Genomic DNA, 16,991 nt, shown 5'->3' with positions numbered 1-16,991 from the left:
TGCGGCGCGCGAAACGCCTCGATTCGTCGCAAAACGCATCCCGGCGCGACCGCTCACAAAACGTCAACAGCCCCTAGTCGACGCCTCGCGCCATGCATACGGCAAGCATAACACCGGCCAGGGGCCAAGCCACGCTAACGCTGCATCAGCACCTTGCGCACATCCCGCGCGGCCTTCAGCGGCGTGCCGGAAAAATTGGTGGCGGCAAAGTGGCCTGCCTGGCGCGACGCAGTGGACAGGGCCGCGCCGGAAGCACAGCCGACCTCCAGGGCTCGGCGCATCACAGCGATCGGCGCGGCGTCGCCATCGGGCAGTTGCTGTTGCAGATTACGCCCCATTTCCAGCCACAACCTCTCGACCGCCAGCATCAGTTCGCGCTGGGTGTCGGCCTGTGCCTGCCACAAGGCGGCGCCGGCCAGCAGGCTGCCGTCCACGCGGCGCTCCACCTCTCCTTTCGACAAGGCGAAGCTCGGGGCCAGCGGCCACAGCCAGTGGCGATAGACCTCCTCTTGCGCCTCCAGCCAGCGCTTGTGCCCGCTTTCCATCGCGCCGCAACAGCTTTCCACCGCATCGACCAGCAAGCTGACCATGGAACCTCCTCATCAGATGGCGCAGAGCGCCTTAAGCCGCGGATTGCGGACAGGGAAGCCGCCAAACCGCCAGCAGCTCCCGCAACAGGGTTTCCAGCACCGGATCGCCATCGCGGTCCGAGGGATAGACAAACTGCAGGTCGGCGGTCTTGCGCAGCGCCGGCACCAGCCAGATGCGGCCGCTGGCCTGCCAGGCCAGCGCGTCCTCCTCCCGCACCAGGGCCACGCCGACGCCGGCCGCCACCAGCTCCAGAATCACCGACAGGTGGTCGCTCTCGGCGACTTTCTTGGGGGAGATATTGAGTTCGCGCCACAATTCGGCCGTGATCTTGGACAAGCTGGAAAACTGCGAAATGCCGACCCAGGGCAGTTTGCCCAACTCCTTGAGCCTGCCTTCGGCCAATTGGCCGGCCCAGGCCGCCGGCAGGGCGACGCGGAAAGCCAGCGTCTGCAAGGGCACGGTGTTGACGTTCATATACGGGTTCTTGCCCAGGTAGAAGCCGGCATCCAGCTCTTTCTTGCGCACCAGATTGAGCACATCCACCGAAACGCCGTGGCTCAGTTGCACTTCCAGCAGCGGATACTTGTCCACCAGCGCCGCCACCCACGGGCCCAGCCGCAGAACGTCAGGCATCAGCGTCACGCCTATCCTGGCCTGGCCCGCCAGTTGGCCCTTCAGTTCGCGCGCGTGATGGATGATGTCGCGCGCCGCCGTCAGCACGCCCTGCGCCTGCGGCAGCAGCTCCTGCCCCGCGCGCGTCAGGCTGACGCCGCCGGCGCTGCGCTCGAACAAGGGCATGCCCACCTCTTCTTCCAGCGCTTTGATCTGCGCCGTCACTGCCGGTTGCGACAGGTGCAACAGTTCGGCCGCCTGCGTCAAGTGGCCCTGCTGGGCCACCGTGACAAAGGTCCGCAACTGGTAGATTTCCATGTTCTCCCCTGTTTCTTCCACTGCCCGCGCCGCGTCGTATCCGCGCGTCGATGGTTATAGGCCAAACGCCGTCTAGGCTAGCACAGGGTTCCGCCTTCGCTCAAAGACAAACCGCCTGCCACAATGCATGTAGACAGGCGGTTTGTTCATGGCGCGCGCAGGGGGCAGCCTTAATCGTCGTCCTGCATCCAGCTTGGCGCGCGCTTGGCCAGGAAGGCCGCCACGCCTTCCACTTGCTCATCGCCGCCGATCAGGTTCAGGGTGGCGGCGCGCTCGCGCTTCAGGTGTTCGTCCAGGGTCAGATTCGGGCTGTCCTCTATCAATTTGCGCGCGGCGGCGACCGAGCTCGGCGCCTGGCTGGCGACCTTGTTGGCCAGGCTGACCGCGACGATCTTGGCGAAGCCCTGATCGACGACCTCCTCGATCAAGCCGATCTGCAGCGCCTGTTCGGCGCTGACCTGCTCGCCGCCCAGAATGATGCGCTTGGCCCAGGATACGCCCACCTTGTCGGCCAGGGTCTTGGTGCCGCCGGCGGCCGGAATCAGGCCGACCTTGGCTTCCGGCAAGCCCAGCTTGGCGCCGCGCTCGGCGATGATGTAGTCGCACACCAGCGCGCACTCCAGGCCGCCACCCAGGGCGAAGCCATTGACCGCCGCAACGGTGACGCCGCGATAATTGCGAATCGCCTGCAGCGCATTGGCGAAAGCCTGCAGCAAGACATCGGCTTCCGCCTTATTCCCGGAAGCGAATTGCTTCAAATCCGCTCCGGCGGAAAAAAACGTATCGCCGGCGCCGGTAATCACCACCGAACGCACGCCGTCGTCAGCGTTCAACGCCTGCAGCGTCGAGGCCAATTCGTTCAGACCATCGGTGGTCAGCAAATTGGCTGGCAGGTTGGAAAGCGTGACGATGGCTGATTTGCCCAGCCGTTCAAGTGTTAAATACCTGGCCATATTGTGTTCCTCACTGTATCCCCGTTTTCTTTCGTTGGCAGTCCGGACCGCCCCGAGCGGCGCGAGAGCGCGCCGACCGCTCCCAATGCGCGGTCCGAATCTGGGCCGGAAGTACGTGTCGCCTGCTGGCGGCATCGCCTCCCTGTTTCGCCCGACGTGACATTTTCTTTGCAAACTGTCCTTTTGGCCAGTAGGCGAAACAATTATATCCAACCTTTTTTGTAGAATGTTCGTTTCAACAATGCCAAAAAGAATCCACAAACGGTTGGACAAGCATCTTCGTCATGCCGCTCTGTTACCATAGAGCTTTGATCCACGTTTTGCGGCATGATCGAAACCAATTTCTGGATTCTGCTGGCAGCCGGCCTGTTGGGCGGCGGCCACTGCGTCGGCATGTGCGGCGGCATCGTCGCCGCCCTTACACTCCATCATCCCGCAGGTTACGCGCGTTGGCGCGTGCTGGCCGGCTACAACCTGGGCCGGCTCGCCAGCTATGCCCTGATCGGCGCCCTGCTGGGCGGCCTCGCCTCCGCCGGCCTGAGCCTGGCCTCATCCCACCCCTACCAACTGGCATTGCTGGCCCTGGCCAATCTGATGCTGGTGGCCATGGGCCTGTATCTGGCGGGCTTCGGCCAAGCCATCGTCTTGCTGGAAAAATTGGGACAGCCGGTATGGCGGCGCCTGCAGCCATTGGTTGGCCGGCTGCTGCCGGTGCGCAGCCTGGCCGGCGCGCTGGCGGTGGGCGCGGTGTGGGGCTGGCTGCCCTGCGGCCTGGTGTACAGCGCGTCGATCTCGGCATTGGCCAGCGGCTCAGCCTGGCATGGCGCCGGCTTGATGCTGGCCTTCGGCCTGGGCACCTTGCCCAACCTGTTGCTGATGGGCGTGTTCGCCGACGGCTTGCGCCGCTGGATGCAACAACGCCCAATACGGCTGGCAGCCGGACTGGGCGTGGCGGGAATCGGCGCTTGGCGCCTGATTCAACTCGTCAGCGGAACGATTTCATGATGGTTTCGACGTTGTAGCGCATCAGCTGCAGATAACTGGCCGCCGGGCCCTTGGGGCCAGACAACGCGTCGGCGTATAGCTTGCCGCCGATCTGCACCTTGGCTTCGGTGGACAATTGCTTCAGCAAACGGGCGTCGGTCATGTTCTCCATGAACACCGCCTTGACGCGCTCATTGCGCACTTGGCGCGTCAGTTGCGCCACCCCCTTGGCCGAGGCTTCGGATTCGGTGCTGACGCCCTGGATCGCCAGCACCTGCAGCTGATAATGCTCGCCCAGATAGCCAAAAGCGTCATGCGACGTCAACATCTTGCGCTTGGCCGCCGGCACGCTGGCGAACTGCCGCTTGGCCCAGTCGTCCAGCGCCTGCACCTTGGCCGCGTAGTCGGCGGCGCGGCGCTGGTATTCGGCCTTGCCGGCCGGGTCGGCCTGGATCAGGCCGGCGCTGATGTTGCGGATATAGGTCTGCACCCGCGACGGGTCATGCCAGGCATGCGGATCGACGTCGCCATGATCATGGCCGTGATCGCCTTCGGCATGTTCCTCTTCCGGCGCTTGGCGAGTCTTGACGCCCTTGGACGCCACCACGGTCACGCCGCGGAAATTGGCGGCCTTGTCCAGCCGCGACATCCAGCCTTCCAGGCCCAGGCCGTTCACCACCAGCACTTTGGCGGCGGACACTTTCTTGATATCGGCAGGAGACGGCTGAAACACGTGCGCGTCCTGATCCGGTCCGACCAAGGACACCACTTCCACGCGGTCGCCGCCGATTTCGCGGGTCATATCGGCGATGATGCTGAAACTGGCCACCACTGGCAGCTTGGCCAGCGCCAAGGCCGGCATGCCCAGCAGCAGCAATGCGGCTAGAGTCTTCTTCATGAGGCTTCCCCTTCGGTTCAAGATTCGAGATGGCGCGCCCGGATGTAGCGCGGCAGCGCCCCACCCACGGGCGCGAACAGCAAGGACAACAGGTAGACCACGCCGGCCAGCAGGATGATGGCCGGCCCGGACGGCAGTTCAAAGTGATAGGACAGCAACAAGCCGCCCAGGCCGCTGGCAAAGGCGATGCCAACCGACAAGGCCAGCATGGCCTCGATGCGCTCGGTCCACAGCCGCGAAGTGATGGCCGGCAGCATCATCAAGCCCACCGCCATCAGCGTGCCCAGCGACTGGAAGCCCGCCACCAGGTTCAGCACCACCAGCATCAGGAACAGCAGATGCCACCAGGCGCCGCGCGCGCCCACGGCGCGCAGGTAGACCGGATCCAGGCTTTCCAGCAGCAGCGGCCTATAGATGACGGCCAGCGTCAACAATGTCACCGTGGCTACGCCGGACACCAGATACAGCGCTGCGTCATCCACGGCCAGCACCGAGCCGAACAGGATGTGCATCAGGTCGACATTGCTGCCGCCTTTCGACACCAGCAATACGCCCAGCGACAGCGACAACAGATAGAAGGCGGCGAAGCTGGCATCCTCCTTGATGCTGGTGAAGCGGGTGGCCAGGCCGGCCAGCAAGGCCACCAGCACGCCGGCGAAGAAGCCGCCCAGGCTCATCGCCGGCAGGCTGAGGCCGGCGAACATGAAGCCGATGGCGGCGCCGGGCAGCACCGCGTGGCTCATCGCGTCGCCCATCAGGCTCATCCGGCGCATCACCAGGAACAGGCCGATGGGGCCGGAACCCAGCGCCAGCGCCAGGCAACCGGCCAGGGCGCGGCGCATGAAGGCGAACTCGACAAACGGCGAAACCAGAAGATCGTACAAATGTTGCATCAGGCGCTCACTCCATCCAGGCCGCAAACCGGCGCCTGGGCCTGCCAATGGGCGGCGGTTTCCACCGCGCGCCGCAGATTGTCTTCGCTCAATGCCGAGGCGCTGTCGCCCCAGGCGATCACTTCGCGCGCCATCAGCAAGGTGTGCGGAAAATGCGTCCTCACCTGCAGGGCGTCGTGCAGCACGGCGATGACGGTGCGCTTTTCGCCGCGCCAGCGCGCGATCAGCTGCAACAGGTCCTCGGTGGTCTTGGCGTCCACCGCGTTGAAGGGCTCGTCGAGCAGGATCAAACTGGCGTCCTGCACCAGAATGCGGGCGAACAGCACGCGCTGAAACTGGCCGCTGGACAGCGCGGCGATCGGACGCAGCGCGAAATCGGCCAGTCCCACCTGCTCCAGCGCGTCGATGGCGCGGGCATGGCCGTCGCGCCCCACCCGTCCGAACGGGCCGCTCTTGTGCCACAGGCCGGTGCCGACCAGCTCCAGCACGCTCACCGGCATGCTGCGGTCTATCTCCGCCTGCTGCGGCAGATAGGCGATGTCGGCGCGGCGATAACCGTTCAGGTCCACGTTGCCGGAATCGGGCGTCAGCGCGCCTATCATCGCCTTCAGCAGCGTGCTCTTGCCGGCGCCGTTCGGGCCGCAAATCGCGGTGGCGTCGCCTTCGGCGAAGCGGCCGCTGATATGGTGCACCGCCGGGTGGCGCTGGTAGGACACCGTCAGGTTGTTCAACACTATGCTCATGCCAACTCCTGCAAGGCCCACCACACCAGCAGCCACAGCCCGGCCAAGGGCAGCAGCGTCAGCAGCACGCGCTGGCCGGCCGACATCGACAGCAGGCTCAGCGGCGGGCGCAGATTGGATGCCGTGAGGTGCTGATGGCCGGCATGCGCATGACCATGGCCGTGAGAATGCGCTTGACTCATTCCAGACACTCCTTCAGCCAGGCTTCCACCTGCTCGGCCTCAAACGCCGGCGCGATCAGCTCGAAGCGGCTGTCGCGCCGCCACGACACCTGGGCCGCGCCCCACTGCCCGGCCGCCCAGTTCAGCCACACCCAGCTGTCCAGCACGCGGAACACGCCCTTGGCGCGAACCAGGCCCGGCACTCTCTTGGGCAAGTCGTCGAAGAAGCGGGTCAGGCGCTCGCCGTCGAAGTTCAGCCCGGGATCGAAAGTCCAGCCGGCCGACTGCCAGGCGCTGGCATTGTCCGGCAGCACCGCGGGGCGGTAGCGCGGCTTGGCGGCGAGTTCCGCGTCCAGCCAGGCCACGTCCAGCTGGCCGTCTCGCACCTCGCCGATCAGCGACTTGGGCGGAAACAGCGCCGCCGCCTGCGCGCGGAAGGCTTCCATGGTCGGGATGTCGGCGGTGTCTATCTTGTTGGCCACCAGCACATCGGCGATGGAAATCTGGTCGCGGTACAAGGGCTGGCGGTGGTAGTCGGGCTGGATGAATTGGCGCGGGTCCACCAGCGTCAGCACGGCTGCCACTTCCAGCGCCTCGCCCAACGGATTGGCGCGCAATTCGTCGATGACGCCGGCCGCATGGGCGAGGCCGCTGGCTTCGATCAGCAGGCGGTCCGGCTTCTCGCGGCGCAACAGCGTGGCCACGGTGGCGGTCATTTGCGGGCCGGCGACGCAGCACAGACAGCCGCCGGCGATTTCGGCCACCGCCAGCTCGTCATTCAGCAGCGCGGCGCCGTCGATGCCGACTTCGCCGAACTCGTTGACGATGACCGCCCACTTTTCATGGGCGGGCCGGTTGGCGATCAGGTGGCGCAGCGCGGTGGTCTTGCCGACGCCGAGAAAGCCGGTGAACAGATTAACTTTGGTTTTTTTCATGGAATTCTTGCGCAGTTCAAGCGATACAGGACTGGCAACGGCCTGCCAGCACCAGATTTTGCGGGCTGAGCGTGAAACCGGCCGCCTGGGCCATGTCGCGCAGGCTGGCCAGCCCGCCGGCGGCGTCGACTTCATTGACGCGGCCGCATTGCTCGCACACCAGGATCAGGCTCTCATGCTGGCAATCGAAATGATCGCAGACGATGAAGCCGTTGAGCGCGTCCACCTTGTGCAACAGGCCGTGCTCCACCAGGAAGTCCAGCGCGCGGTAGACAGTGGGCGGCGCGGCGGAGCCGCGCTGCTGCTGCAAATCGGCCAGCACCTGGTAGGCCTTGACCACGCCACGGTGGTTCAGCACCAGTTCCAGCACCTGGCGGCGCAAATCAGTGAGCTTGCTGCCGCGCGCGGCGCAATGACGCTCGGCGGCGGCAAGATAGTCGGATCGGTCCATGCGCGTGGGTCGCTTCAGTCGAAAACTGAACAATGTTACTTTATAACATCCTACACGCCAACCCTTTACACTTTGCGGGTTTTGGATGCCGCGGCGCTGTGATAGGCTGGCACGTTCCGTTTCCATGCCATAGTCAGGGGATTTCGATGAAAAAGATGTTGGTGGCCTCACTGGCGCTGCTGATGGCCAGCCAGGCCTTCGCCGCGGATCCGATCAGCCAGCGCAAGGATGTCTTCAAGCAATACAAGCCGGTCGTCGGCGCGATGGGCAAGATGGTGAAGGGCGACACGCCTTACAACAAGGATGAATTCGCCAAGCTGGCCACCCAGCTGGAACAATTGTCGCAACAGCCGTGGCAATACTTCCCGGCAGGCAGCAACGCCGGCAAGACTGACGCCAAGCCGGAGATCTGGAGCAAGCCGGCCGACTGGCAGAAGGCCATCGACAACCACAAGGCCGCCACCGCCAAGCTGAAACAAGTGGCGCTGGCCGGCGATCTGGCCGCGATCAAGACCCAGTTCGGCGCCACCCAGCAGACCTGCAAAGCCTGTCACAAGGACTTCCGCAAGGATTGATCCCACTCCTTGCATGCCCGGCGGCGCTCAGCGCCGCCATTGACTGCCCACTCCCACTCAGATGCCATGAACAAGATACTGACCGCGCTGCTGCTGGCAGCCATCGCCATTCCCGCCGCCCACGCCGACGACACCCCGGCCGAAGTCCGCACCAAGGCATTCAAGAAGATGCTGCTGCAATCCTTCGAGCCCATGGGCATGGCGGTGCGGGAACGCGCGCCGTACGACCAGGCCAAGTTCGCGCAGCAGGCCGAAGCGCTGAAAACGCTGGCCGCCGAGCCGTTCAAGCACTTCCCGGCCGGCAGCATCACCGGCAAGAGCCGTGCCAAGCCGGAAATCTGGAGCCAGCCGGCCAAATTCCAGGCCGACAAGGACGCCTTCCTGAAATCGGTGGACAACCTTGCCGCCGTCGCCAAGAACGGCGACCTGGCCGCGATCAAGAAGAGCTACGGCCAAGTGGCGCAAAGCTGCAAAACCTGTCACGACGCCTTCCGCGGCCCGGAAAAGTAAGCGCCTGCGTGATGGCAAGCAAAAAGCCGGCGATTGCCGGCTTTGTCGTTTTGCGCGAAAGCGCTTCAGCGCAGCAGCGCGAAATACAGGCCGCCCGCCGACAATAGCAGCGCCGCCAACGCCAGCGCGCCATGGACGAAATGCAGCCGGGGCTGCTCGCCGGCGATCCTCTTGTAGCCGGTCAGCATCGGCGCCACCAGGTTCTGCTTCTTTACCAGGCGGTACAGCACGATGGCTGTCAGATGCAGCGCCACCAGCCCCAGCAAGCCATTGAACAGCAGTTTATGCGCGCCGGTGGCGGATTCGGCCAAGCCGCTGTCGATGTGCTTGGCCAGCGGGCCGTCGTACAGATAGCTGTCCACATCGGCGGCGAACAAGCCCGTCAGCACCTGCGCGCCCAGCGCCAGCAACATCACCACGACCATCCAGCCACCCAGCGGATTGTGCCCCGGCGCCTCGCGCTCCGGCAATTCGCCTTTCAGATAGCGAACAATGGTTCGCGGCCCATGCACGAAGCTGGAGAACCGGGCGGTCTGGCTGCCCACCACGCCCCAGATCAGCCGAAACACCAGCAGCGAGGCCAGCGCCACGCCGCAATAGATATGGTATTGCAGCCAATCCCCGCCTTGCTCGGCGCAGAACCACATGGCGCCGAACAAAACGACCAGCGTCCAGTGAAACAAACGGGTAGGCACGTCCCACACCTTGACTTGCTGCGTCATCACATTCCCTTTCCATACTGTATCTGCGCACATTCTGCCGCAATGAGGCGGACGCTTGAAGCCGCGCGCGATTTTACCCATACAAAACGGACAATACCCCCGCCATTTTGCGGCAATTTCGGTTAAGATAAGCCTTCCCACTCCAGCCGGATGCCGCAAGCGCCCGCTGGAGCAGTTTTTTTCCAGCGGCCGGCTGGCCGTTTACTTACCGTGTTGGAGACCCAGTCAAATGACGCAAACCGCCCTTCTTCAGGATCTGGAGGCCCGTGGCCTCATCGCGCAAACCACCGATATGGCTGCGCTGCAAGAACTGCTGAACAAGGAATCGGTTACGCTTTATTGCGGCTTCGATCCAACGGCAGACAGCCTGCACATCGGCAGCCTGGTACCCATCCTGATGCTGAAGCGCTTCCAGCGCGCCGGCCACCGCCCGGTGGCGCTGGTGGGCGGCGCCACCGGCATGATAGGCGATCCGAGCTTCAAAGCCACCGAGCGCAAGCTGAACACCCCGGATGTCATCGAAAGCTGGGTGGAGAAGATCCGCAAGCAGGTCGAGCCCTTCCTCAGCTTCGAAGGCGACAATGCGGCCCTGATGGCCAACAATTACGACTGGTTCGGCAAAATGAACGCGCTGGAGTTCCTGCGCGACATCGGCAAGCACTTCTCGGTCAACGCCATGATCAAGAAAGAGGCGGTGCAGCAGCGCATCGCCCGCGAGGACCAGGGCATTTCCTACACCGAATTCTCCTACAGCCTGCTGCAGGGTTACGACTTCGCCGAACTGAACCGGCGCCTGGGCTGCAAGCTGCAGATCGGCGGTTCCGACCAGTGGGGCAACATCACCGCCGGCACCGACCTGACCCGCCGCCTGAACCAGACCCAGGTCTTCGGCCTGACCATGCCGCTGGTGACCAAGGCCGACGGCACCAAGTTCGGCAAGACCGAATCCGGCACCATCTGGCTGGACGCCAAGAAGACCTCGCCTTACGCCTTCTACCAGTTCTGGCTGTCAACCGCCGACGCCGACGTGTACAAGTTCCTGCGCTACTTTTCTTTCCTGTCGGTGGACGAGATCGCCGCCATCGAAGAGGCCGACAAGACCCGCGAAGGCAAGCCGGAAGGCCAACGCATCCTGGCCGAGCAAGTCACCGAGCTGGTGCACGGCAAGGCTGCGCTGGAAGCCGCGCAGCGCATCACCCACAGCCTGTTCAGCAACGACCTGTCCAGCCTGACCGCCGACGACTTCGCCCAGCTGGCGCAAGACGGCCTGCCGACCATCCAGCTGGACAAGAGCGCCAACGGCCTGATCGACGCGCTGGCGGCCGGCGGCCTGGCCAAGTCCAAAAGCGAGGCGCGCACCTTCATCCAGAGCGGCGCGGTCAGCGTCAATGGCATCAAGGTGGACAGCCTGGAGCACGCCATCGGCGACAATGAACGCCTGTTCGGCCAGTACTCGCTGCTCAAGCGCGGCAAGAAGCTGTACGCGCTGGTGGACTGGCAATAAAGCGCCTCGTCCCAAACGCAAAAGCCCGTCCTTGCGACGGGCTTTTTTGATGCCTGCGGGCCGGACTCAGGCCACGCTGAATGCCTCGCCCGTGGCGAAAAAAGCGCCGCCGGCGATGTAATGCAAACTGCGCTTCGCCGCATCGGCGTCTTCAAAATGCCAATGCCCGGCACGGAACACCGCATCGTCGGCCTGCGCCGCCACCACCTCGCCGATGAACAAGTCATAGCGCTGCTGATTATGCGGCTCCGGCACAACTTGGCACTCCAGGTAGGCGATGCAGCCGGCCACCCGAGGCGCCGCCACCTGCTGCGCCGACAACGGCTCCAAACCGCTGGCGGCGAACTTGTCTTCATCGCGGCCGGTCTCGCTGCCGACCTGCACCACCTGCGCCGCTTGGGCGCGGCACGGAATATTGAGTATGAATTCGCCGCTCTGCTCAATCAGTTCGCGGCTGTAGGTGGATTTGTCTATCACCACCAGCACCTTGGGCGGATCGAAGTCCAGCGGCATGGCCCAAGCCGCCGCCATCACATTGCGCCGCCCGCCCGCCGCGCTGCTCACCAGCACGGTGGGGCCATGATTCAGCAGCCGGTAGGCCTTGGCCAATTCAACATCCGCCAGCATCGTCGTCTCCGTTTCGGCAAAGAAACGATTATAGGGGCTGTTGAGGTTTGGTGAGTGGATCGCGTTTGCGCTTCGCCAAACCCGCAGGGCCGGGCGCCTTTCGCGCCGACTCTTCGTTGTTCCGCGCTGGCAGAGAATGACTATGCGGCGCGCGAAACGCCTCGATTCGTCGCAAAACGCATCCCGGCGCGACCGCCCACCAAACCTCAACAGCCCCTTGCAGCAATGATCAATGCGCAGCAGCCGAGCCAAGATGGCACATCCGGCTCTGCAAGCCATGATCGCGGGCCAGGATGTCCTCGAACAGCTTGCTGCGCGCGGCGATATGGTAATTGAAGCGCCAGTCGCGCATCAGATCCACGCCCAGCTCGAAATACTCGGGCTCCAGCCGGCACAGACGGCGCAAATCGAACGGCCGCCCCACTTGCAACCCCACCGCCAACTCCACCAATACGGCTACCTGCTCCGGGTCCACCTTCCGTTCGAGCAATTGTCTTATTCTTTTTGCCGCGTTCACTGCCATTCCAAAAATAAAGATGACATAAAAAAGTAGCATGAAATAAATATTTCAGTAACTGACATTTAGTGATGTCGATATAAAAAAAGGCCCGGGCGGAACGCGCGGGCCTGTTTGCTATCATGCTCAAGCATCAAGACAGAGGAGATGTCATCGTGATGACACTGCTGTTATAGGCGACAGCTTGCTGCACTGCAAGATGATCAATATCAGAAAATATACATCGCCCCGCTTCCCTGTGGATTGCTGCTGCCGGCAAACCCGATGAACACGCTGCGCCCATAGAAGAAAGGCAGGCCCCAGTCAAAATAACCGGCAAACGTTCCGGTCATCGGCGCCGCCAGGCTGGGGAAGGCGGCATAATTGCTGCTGTTGAGAATGGACGCATTGATCAGGTTGAAATTGATCGTACTGCTGCTGCCATTGCTGGCCGACACTTGCGCGTTCAAACTCTGCGTCTGCGGCGACGAAACATTGGGGCAATACCATGTCGACCCGCCCACCGAGCAAGTAGCAACGCTGCCATCGTTGGGGAAGTAAAGAATGTTCGACCCGCTATCCAAGAAGCCGGGATAGCTCTGGCCATTGTAAACCGTGGTGATGGTGAAGCCATCGCTGGACACCGGGTAAGCCTTGGCCGAGCCGGGGATGGCATTGTTCGATTGCGTAGCGATGCCGAATGTCAGCGTGCCCTGCGCAGATGGCGCGCCATAGTTGTCTATGCTAGGCAGCTGTAATAGAACGCCGTTGTTGTCGCCGGAGAAAGCCGTCACCGGATTGGTCACCTCCTGCGCCAGCGGCACCGCGCCCTGCTGGCAAGTCTGCCCGCTGCACAGATAATAAAGGCCGTTGCTGCTGACAACGGCGCAATTGCTGCAATCTTTTGAGCTCAAACCCACGCCAACAATGCCCTTGGCGCCCAATGCCGCCAAGCTGCTTTCATTGCTGCCCGTCGACGAGCAAGCCGCCGGCACGGGATAAGGCAAGGCGCCATCGGCGATCACCTGGATCGGCAGGGCGCTAGCTGTCTTTCCTGCGATCTTCACATCGGCAGCACTGACCGTTCCCCAGGTGAAGCCATCGGCGAACTGGGCGCACTCCATCACCTGCCGGCTCCCGACAGACTGAGTGGGCAGCGCATTCTGCAGCGCCGAAGCCAACACGCGCAGCCCGCTGGAGCCTGTATCGACCAGAACATGGTCTATTGCCGTGCAAGTATTGGTTCCGGGAACACATACATTGACCGTCACATAGGGCAGATTCAACTGCCCCGTCGCGCCGACAGGACCAGAATCGACAATCATGGCGACACTGTTGGATGTGGTGCTGCCGCTATTGCCGCCATTGGAGAACGAGCCGGCATCGCCGCCGCCCCCTCCGCAACCGCTCAGCAACAGGACAAGGGAAAACAGGCTGACCAGAAGTCTTTTCATGTTCGCTCCCTTTATTTCAATTGATCCGGCGTCACCCCTGCCGGCAACAAGGTGGAGTCATAGGCAAAGCCGTTGAAAGCGCCCATCCGGCCATAAGAATGGACAATAAAACTGCCCACCTGCCCTCTCAGCACATTGCGGCCGCTGCGATTATTCCGCTGCGCCTGCTGAAAGGCCGGAAAGTAGTCCCCCAGCAGCGACTGCAGATCAGGATGGGTCTGGCCGCTCCATGCCACCGCAAACACCGTCCCATCCAGGGAAACATACTGCCGAATCTGCCGTCCGGAGGCATCCAAACTGTCTTGCACGGTGTAGGCGCCGCCGATAGCGGCGGGACGGGTCGCCAGCAATTTATGCCCGGCGGCAGACGCCGCAGCCGCGTCGAACTTCTGCCCCAAAGCAGCGTGCGCGCCCGGTGCCAGCCATGCCAAGAGAAAAACGAACAAGCAGGGTCTCTTCATTTTCCACCTCTCATTTATCTGTTTTATCCTGAGTCACGCCGACAAAGCCCGCACTACAAATTGAGCATACTAGAAATGCAAACGGCAATCTTGTTAAAAAAAAAGCGGGAGGCTTAAGCCTCCCGCATCCTCTCGTTTGGTCTTCCGCGATTCACGGCCGACCGCACAGCTGCCACATCAACAGAATCAATATGTCATTTCGTCGTGCCGGGTTTCCACCCAGCGCCCGGCGCCCAGCGACAACATCAGCAATGCCACCCGCTCATGCACGATGACCGTGTGGGTATTGCCGGAAAACTGCATATAACGGCGCAGGTCTTCCCGCACCTTGCGCGAGCCCGTGACGTCGATGATGATGTCCACCCGGCTGCCCTGCTCGGCGATCTCAATGAAATTGTCGGTCACCGGCACGCCTCTTTCCTTGGCCAGCAATACGCCGGGCAACTGCAGGTCCAGATCCGCCACGCCCACCATCTCGACAAATGGCGCATCCAGCAGCTGCTTCAGCAACGGCGTGCCGGTCTCCCCCACGCCCACCATGCCGATTCTGAACTTTTGCATAAGCACCCCGCTTCTCCATTTATGACTTACAGATAACCAGTGTCACTGTAGTGCAAACATGGCGAAACGGAGTTGAGGCAAGTCAAATCGGGCGCGATGCAAATGAAATGGCCCGGCTTGCGCCGGGCCATGATAGAAAAATGCTTGCGGGACTCAATGCAGATTCTGCTGCGACAAAAAGCGCAGATACCCCAGACCTTCCAGCCAGAATCCACCGTCGGCCAAGGGCGTGGCGTCGGTCAGGTCGGCAACGGTCAGCACCAGCTCCTGGCCATCCAGATTCGCCTCCAGCACCACGTCGTCGTCGTCGGAGAACTCTTCCGATACCGAATGGAAGTCCGGCTTGACGAATTGATTGTTGACCTGGATGTAGTCGGACTCATTCAGCAAACGCAGGATGTTCATGATGACCTCCTTGTGATGCGGTGAGGGGAACAAGGTCAAACAGACAGTTGCACTGCACAAGCCCCGTACCTGATGGCGGCACTGTCAAACAGCCATCACACCGAAAACCTGCATCTACAGCCAACCACGTTCGGCGAACGATTCCGCGTGCCCGCCGGTTACCACAAAATGATCCAGTAACCTGATATCGACCAGTTCCAAGGCACGCTTGAGCGTATCGGTCAATATTCTATCCGCATTTGAAGGTTCACTGACGCCGGAAGGATGATTGTGCGCCACGATCAGCGCCGCCGCATTGTGCTGCAAAGCCCGCCGCAACACTTCCCGCGGATACACCCTGGTCTCGGTCAATGTTCCCTTGAATACTTCTTCGACTTCAATCAAACGGTTTTGTGCCGACAAAAATATCACAACAAATGTTTCGACGTCGCGCCGCCCTATGCTCAAGCGCAAATAATCCCGCACCTGCCGCGGACTGGACAGCGCATCCCCCAGCCGCATCGGCTCGGACAAGGCCCGCCGCGCCAATTCCGTGCACGCCATCAACTGCGCGTACTTGGCCTCCCCCAAGCCGGGCTTGGCCTTGAATTGCTCCAGACTGGCGCCCAACAAACCGGTCAAGGAGCCGAACTCCTGCAGCAGCAACCTGGCCAATTCCACCGCATTGATGCCCTTGACGCCGGTGCGCAGGAAAATGGCCAGCAACTCTGAATCGTTCAGGGCGGCGGCTCCTTGCCGCAATAATTTCTCGCGCGGCCGCTCCGCTTCCGGCCAATGGGCGATCGACATGGCGCATCCCTCTTCTGGCTATAGCATTGTTTGTGTCATCAGGCCAACAAGATAGCAACAAGCAATGACATTAACATGCCATCATTAGGCCAGGCCAGAGCCACGTGGTGAACTAAATCCGCTAAAATGGCCAGTTTACGGCTTCGAAGAACCCAACGATGACCGCCAAACGCATTCTCCTCGGCATCAGCGGCGGCATAGCCGCCTACAAGTCCGCCGAGCTGACCCGGCTGCTGGTCAAGGCAGGCCACCAAGTGGAAGTGGTGATGACCGAATCGGCCACCCGCTTCGTCACCCCCGCCACCTTCCAGGCGCTGTCCGGCCACACCGTCTACACCGACCTGTGGGACCCGCGCCCCAGCAACGCCATGGCGCACATCGAATTATCGCGCCGCGCCGATGTGTTCCTGATTGCGCCTGCCACCGCCAACCTGCTGTTCAAGCTGGCGCACGGCGGCTGCGACGACCTGATCTCCACGCTGGCCTCGGCCCGCACCTGTCCGCTGATCGTGGCGCCGGCCATGAATCTGCAGATGTGGCAGAACCCGCCCAACCAGCGCAACATCGCGCAGCTGCAGGCGGATGGCGTGACCGTGTTCGGCCCCGGCAACGGCGCCCAGGCCTGCGGCGAAACCGGCGACGGCCGCATGCTGGAGCCGCATCAGATCGTCGAGCTGCTGCGCGGCTTCTTCGCCGACAAGCTGCTGGCCGGCAAAAAGGTGCTGCTGACCGCCGGCCCCACCTATGAGGCTATAGACACGGTGCGCGGCATCACCAATATCAGCTCCGGCAAGATGGGTTACGCGCTGGCGCGCGCCTGCCGCGACGCCGGCGCCGAGGTGACGCTGGTTTCCGGCCCCACCCATCTGGACCCGCCGATGAATGTCCGCAGAATAGACGTGCAAAGCGCCGCCGAAATGCAACAGGCCGTGCTCGGCGAAGTCGGCCGCAGCGACGTGTTCATTTCCGTGGCGGCGGTGGCCGATTATCGGGTAAAGAACCGCAGCGAGCACAAGATCAAGAAAACCGCCGGCATGCCCGCCATAGAACTGGAAGAGAATCCAGACATCCTGGCCACCGTCGCCGCGCTGCCGGCCGCGCCGTTCTGCGTCGGTTTCGCCGCGGAAAGCCAGAACCTGCTGGAGTTTGCCGAAGCCAAGCGCCAGCGCAAGAAGCTGCCGCTGCTGGTCGCCAATCTGGCGCAGCAGGCGATGGGGGCCGACGACAACCAAGTGGTATTGCTGGACGACGCCGGCCAGCACCCGCTGCCCGCCATGCCCAAGGATGACGTAGCCGCCGCCATCGTCCGCCATCTGGCAGCCTTGCTGGCCAAACGCTGAAGAATCAA

At 62.6% G+C, this 16,991-nt stretch carries 22 protein-coding genes; 5 read left to right on the top strand and 17 right to left on the bottom strand.

The genetic code is table 11. The annotated features are described in order from the left end of the window. Positions 1-134: 134 nt before the first annotated feature. The 3 genes from QUG01_RS18265 to QUG01_RS18255 form a co-directional block, all read right to left on the bottom strand. On the bottom strand, positions 135-590 hold the full coding sequence (locus QUG01_RS18265) for a hypothetical protein (RefSeq protein WP_500831325.1): 456 nt from the start codon (positions 588-590) through the stop codon (positions 135-137). A 31-nt stretch (positions 591-621) separates the two neighbouring features. Then, positions 622-1,521 (bottom strand): LysR family transcriptional regulator, encoded by a 900-nt coding sequence (locus tag QUG01_RS18260; protein WP_071108422.1) that lies wholly within the window; start codon positions 1,519-1,521, stop codon positions 622-624. A 170-nt stretch (positions 1,522-1,691) separates the two neighbouring features. Continuing rightward, entirely contained in the window at positions 1,692-2,474 is a 783-nt protein-coding gene (locus QUG01_RS18255) for an enoyl-CoA hydratase (protein WP_500831324.1), read from the bottom strand. Between the two features lie 327 nt (positions 2,475-2,801). Here QUG01_RS18255 and QUG01_RS18250 point away from each other — a divergent pair, with 327 nt between their 5' ends. Further along, positions 2,802-3,479 carry a sulfite exporter TauE/SafE family protein gene (locus QUG01_RS18250; protein ID WP_500831323.1) on the top strand — a complete coding sequence of 226 codons (678 nt, stop codon included), beginning with the start codon at positions 2,802-2,804 and terminating at the stop codon, positions 3,477-3,479. On the opposite strand, the gene QUG01_RS18245 is transcribed toward QUG01_RS18250, so the two are convergent. The 6 genes from QUG01_RS18245 to QUG01_RS18220 are packed head-to-tail and all read right to left on the bottom strand — an operon-like array spanning position 3,460 to position 7,539. Beyond that, complete coding sequence (locus tag QUG01_RS18245) at positions 3,460-4,356, bottom strand: metal ABC transporter substrate-binding protein (protein ID WP_500831322.1); 897 nt, start codon at positions 4,354-4,356, stop codon at positions 3,460-3,462. The two genes, QUG01_RS18250 and QUG01_RS18245, sit on opposite strands and share 20 nt — an antisense overlap. A 17-nt stretch (positions 4,357-4,373) precedes the next feature. Further along, positions 4,374-5,249, bottom strand: coding sequence for a metal ABC transporter permease (locus QUG01_RS18240; protein ID WP_500831321.1), 876 nt, complete (start codon positions 5,247-5,249; stop codon positions 4,374-4,376). Then, positions 5,249-5,992, bottom strand: a complete 744-nt coding sequence (locus QUG01_RS18235) for a metal ABC transporter ATP-binding protein (protein WP_500831320.1) — start codon at positions 5,990-5,992, stop codon at positions 5,249-5,251. Before QUG01_RS18235 ends, QUG01_RS18240 begins: the two co-directional genes overlap by 1 nt. Beyond that, positions 5,989-6,174: a hypothetical protein gene (locus QUG01_RS18230; protein WP_500831319.1), complete on the bottom strand. Its 186-nt coding sequence runs from the start codon at positions 6,172-6,174 to the stop codon at positions 5,989-5,991. The genes QUG01_RS18235 and QUG01_RS18230 overlap by 4 nt, the downstream gene beginning before the upstream one ends. Then, on the bottom strand, positions 6,171-7,088 hold the full coding sequence (locus QUG01_RS18225; protein WP_500831318.1) for a CobW family GTP-binding protein: 918 nt from the start codon (positions 7,086-7,088) through the stop codon (positions 6,171-6,173). Before QUG01_RS18225 ends, QUG01_RS18230 begins: the two co-directional genes overlap by 4 nt. 16 nt (positions 7,089-7,104) lie before the next feature. Then, positions 7,105-7,539 carry a Fur family transcriptional regulator gene (locus QUG01_RS18220; RefSeq protein ID WP_500831317.1) on the bottom strand — a complete coding sequence of 145 codons (435 nt, stop codon included), beginning with the start codon at positions 7,537-7,539 and terminating at the stop codon, positions 7,105-7,107. A 146-nt stretch (positions 7,540-7,685) separates the two neighbouring features. On the opposite strand from QUG01_RS18220, the gene QUG01_RS18215 reads away from it, so the two are divergent. Beyond that, positions 7,686-8,114, top strand: coding sequence for a c-type cytochrome (locus QUG01_RS18215; RefSeq protein WP_043627967.1), 429 nt, complete (start codon positions 7,686-7,688; stop codon positions 8,112-8,114). A gap of 66 nt (positions 8,115-8,180) precedes the next feature. Next, complete coding sequence (locus tag QUG01_RS18210; RefSeq protein ID WP_500831316.1) at positions 8,181-8,624, top strand: c-type cytochrome; 444 nt, start codon at positions 8,181-8,183, stop codon at positions 8,622-8,624. A 65-nt stretch (positions 8,625-8,689) separates the two neighbouring features. On the opposite strand, the gene QUG01_RS18205 is transcribed toward QUG01_RS18210, so the two are convergent. Further along, a complete protein-coding gene (locus QUG01_RS18205) occupies positions 8,690-9,346 on the bottom strand; it encodes a cytochrome b/b6 domain-containing protein (protein WP_500831326.1) in 657 nt (218 codons plus the stop codon). 229 nt (positions 9,347-9,575) lie between these two features. Between QUG01_RS18205 and tyrS the strand changes: the two genes are divergently transcribed. Next, entirely contained in the window at positions 9,576-10,850 is a 1,275-nt protein-coding gene (gene tyrS, locus QUG01_RS18200) for a tyrosine--tRNA ligase (RefSeq protein ID WP_500831315.1), read from the top strand. A 66-nt stretch (positions 10,851-10,916) separates the two neighbouring features. Here the strand turns inward: tyrS and QUG01_RS18195 are convergent, their stop codons facing one another. The 7 genes from QUG01_RS18195 to radC form a co-directional block, all read right to left on the bottom strand. After that, positions 10,917-11,477 carry a flavin reductase family protein gene (locus QUG01_RS18195; RefSeq protein ID WP_500831314.1) on the bottom strand — a complete coding sequence of 187 codons (561 nt, stop codon included), beginning with the start codon at positions 11,475-11,477 and terminating at the stop codon, positions 10,917-10,919. 229 nt (positions 11,478-11,706) lie between these two features. After that, positions 11,707-11,967, bottom strand: a complete 261-nt coding sequence (locus QUG01_RS18190) for a hypothetical protein (protein ID WP_500831313.1) — start codon at positions 11,965-11,967, stop codon at positions 11,707-11,709. 236 nt (positions 11,968-12,203) lie between these two features. After that, a complete protein-coding gene (locus tag QUG01_RS18185) occupies positions 12,204-13,427 on the bottom strand; it encodes a DUF3443 domain-containing protein (protein ID WP_500831312.1) in 1,224 nt (407 codons plus the stop codon). Positions 13,428-13,438: 11 nt separating this feature from the next. Continuing rightward, positions 13,439-13,888, bottom strand: a complete 450-nt coding sequence (locus tag QUG01_RS18180; protein ID WP_500831311.1) for a DUF2844 domain-containing protein — start codon at positions 13,886-13,888, stop codon at positions 13,439-13,441. A gap of 186 nt (positions 13,889-14,074) precedes the next feature. Continuing rightward, entirely contained in the window at positions 14,075-14,449 is a 375-nt protein-coding gene (locus QUG01_RS18175) for a Gfo/Idh/MocA family oxidoreductase (RefSeq protein WP_043626038.1), read from the bottom strand. 153 nt (positions 14,450-14,602) lie between these two features. Further along, on the bottom strand, positions 14,603-14,854 hold the full coding sequence (locus QUG01_RS18170) for a hypothetical protein (RefSeq protein WP_043626035.1): 252 nt from the start codon (positions 14,852-14,854) through the stop codon (positions 14,603-14,605). A 114-nt stretch (positions 14,855-14,968) separates the two neighbouring features. After that, positions 14,969-15,643: a RadC family protein gene (gene radC, locus QUG01_RS18165; protein ID WP_500831310.1), complete on the bottom strand. Its 675-nt coding sequence runs from the start codon at positions 15,641-15,643 to the stop codon at positions 14,969-14,971. A gap of 158 nt (positions 15,644-15,801) precedes the next feature. On the opposite strand from radC, the gene coaBC reads away from it, so the two are divergent. After that, positions 15,802-16,983, top strand: a complete 1,182-nt coding sequence (gene coaBC / locus QUG01_RS18160) for a bifunctional phosphopantothenoylcysteine decarboxylase/phosphopantothenate--cysteine ligase CoaBC (protein ID WP_500831309.1) — start codon at positions 15,802-15,804, stop codon at positions 16,981-16,983. Positions 16,984-16,991: the final 8 nt, after the last annotated feature.

This window comes from Chromobacterium sp. CCUG 76385, from assembly GCF_059916625.1.
Note: the sequence above shows the minus strand (reverse complement) of the source record. Positions and strands in the feature narration are given on the sequence as shown.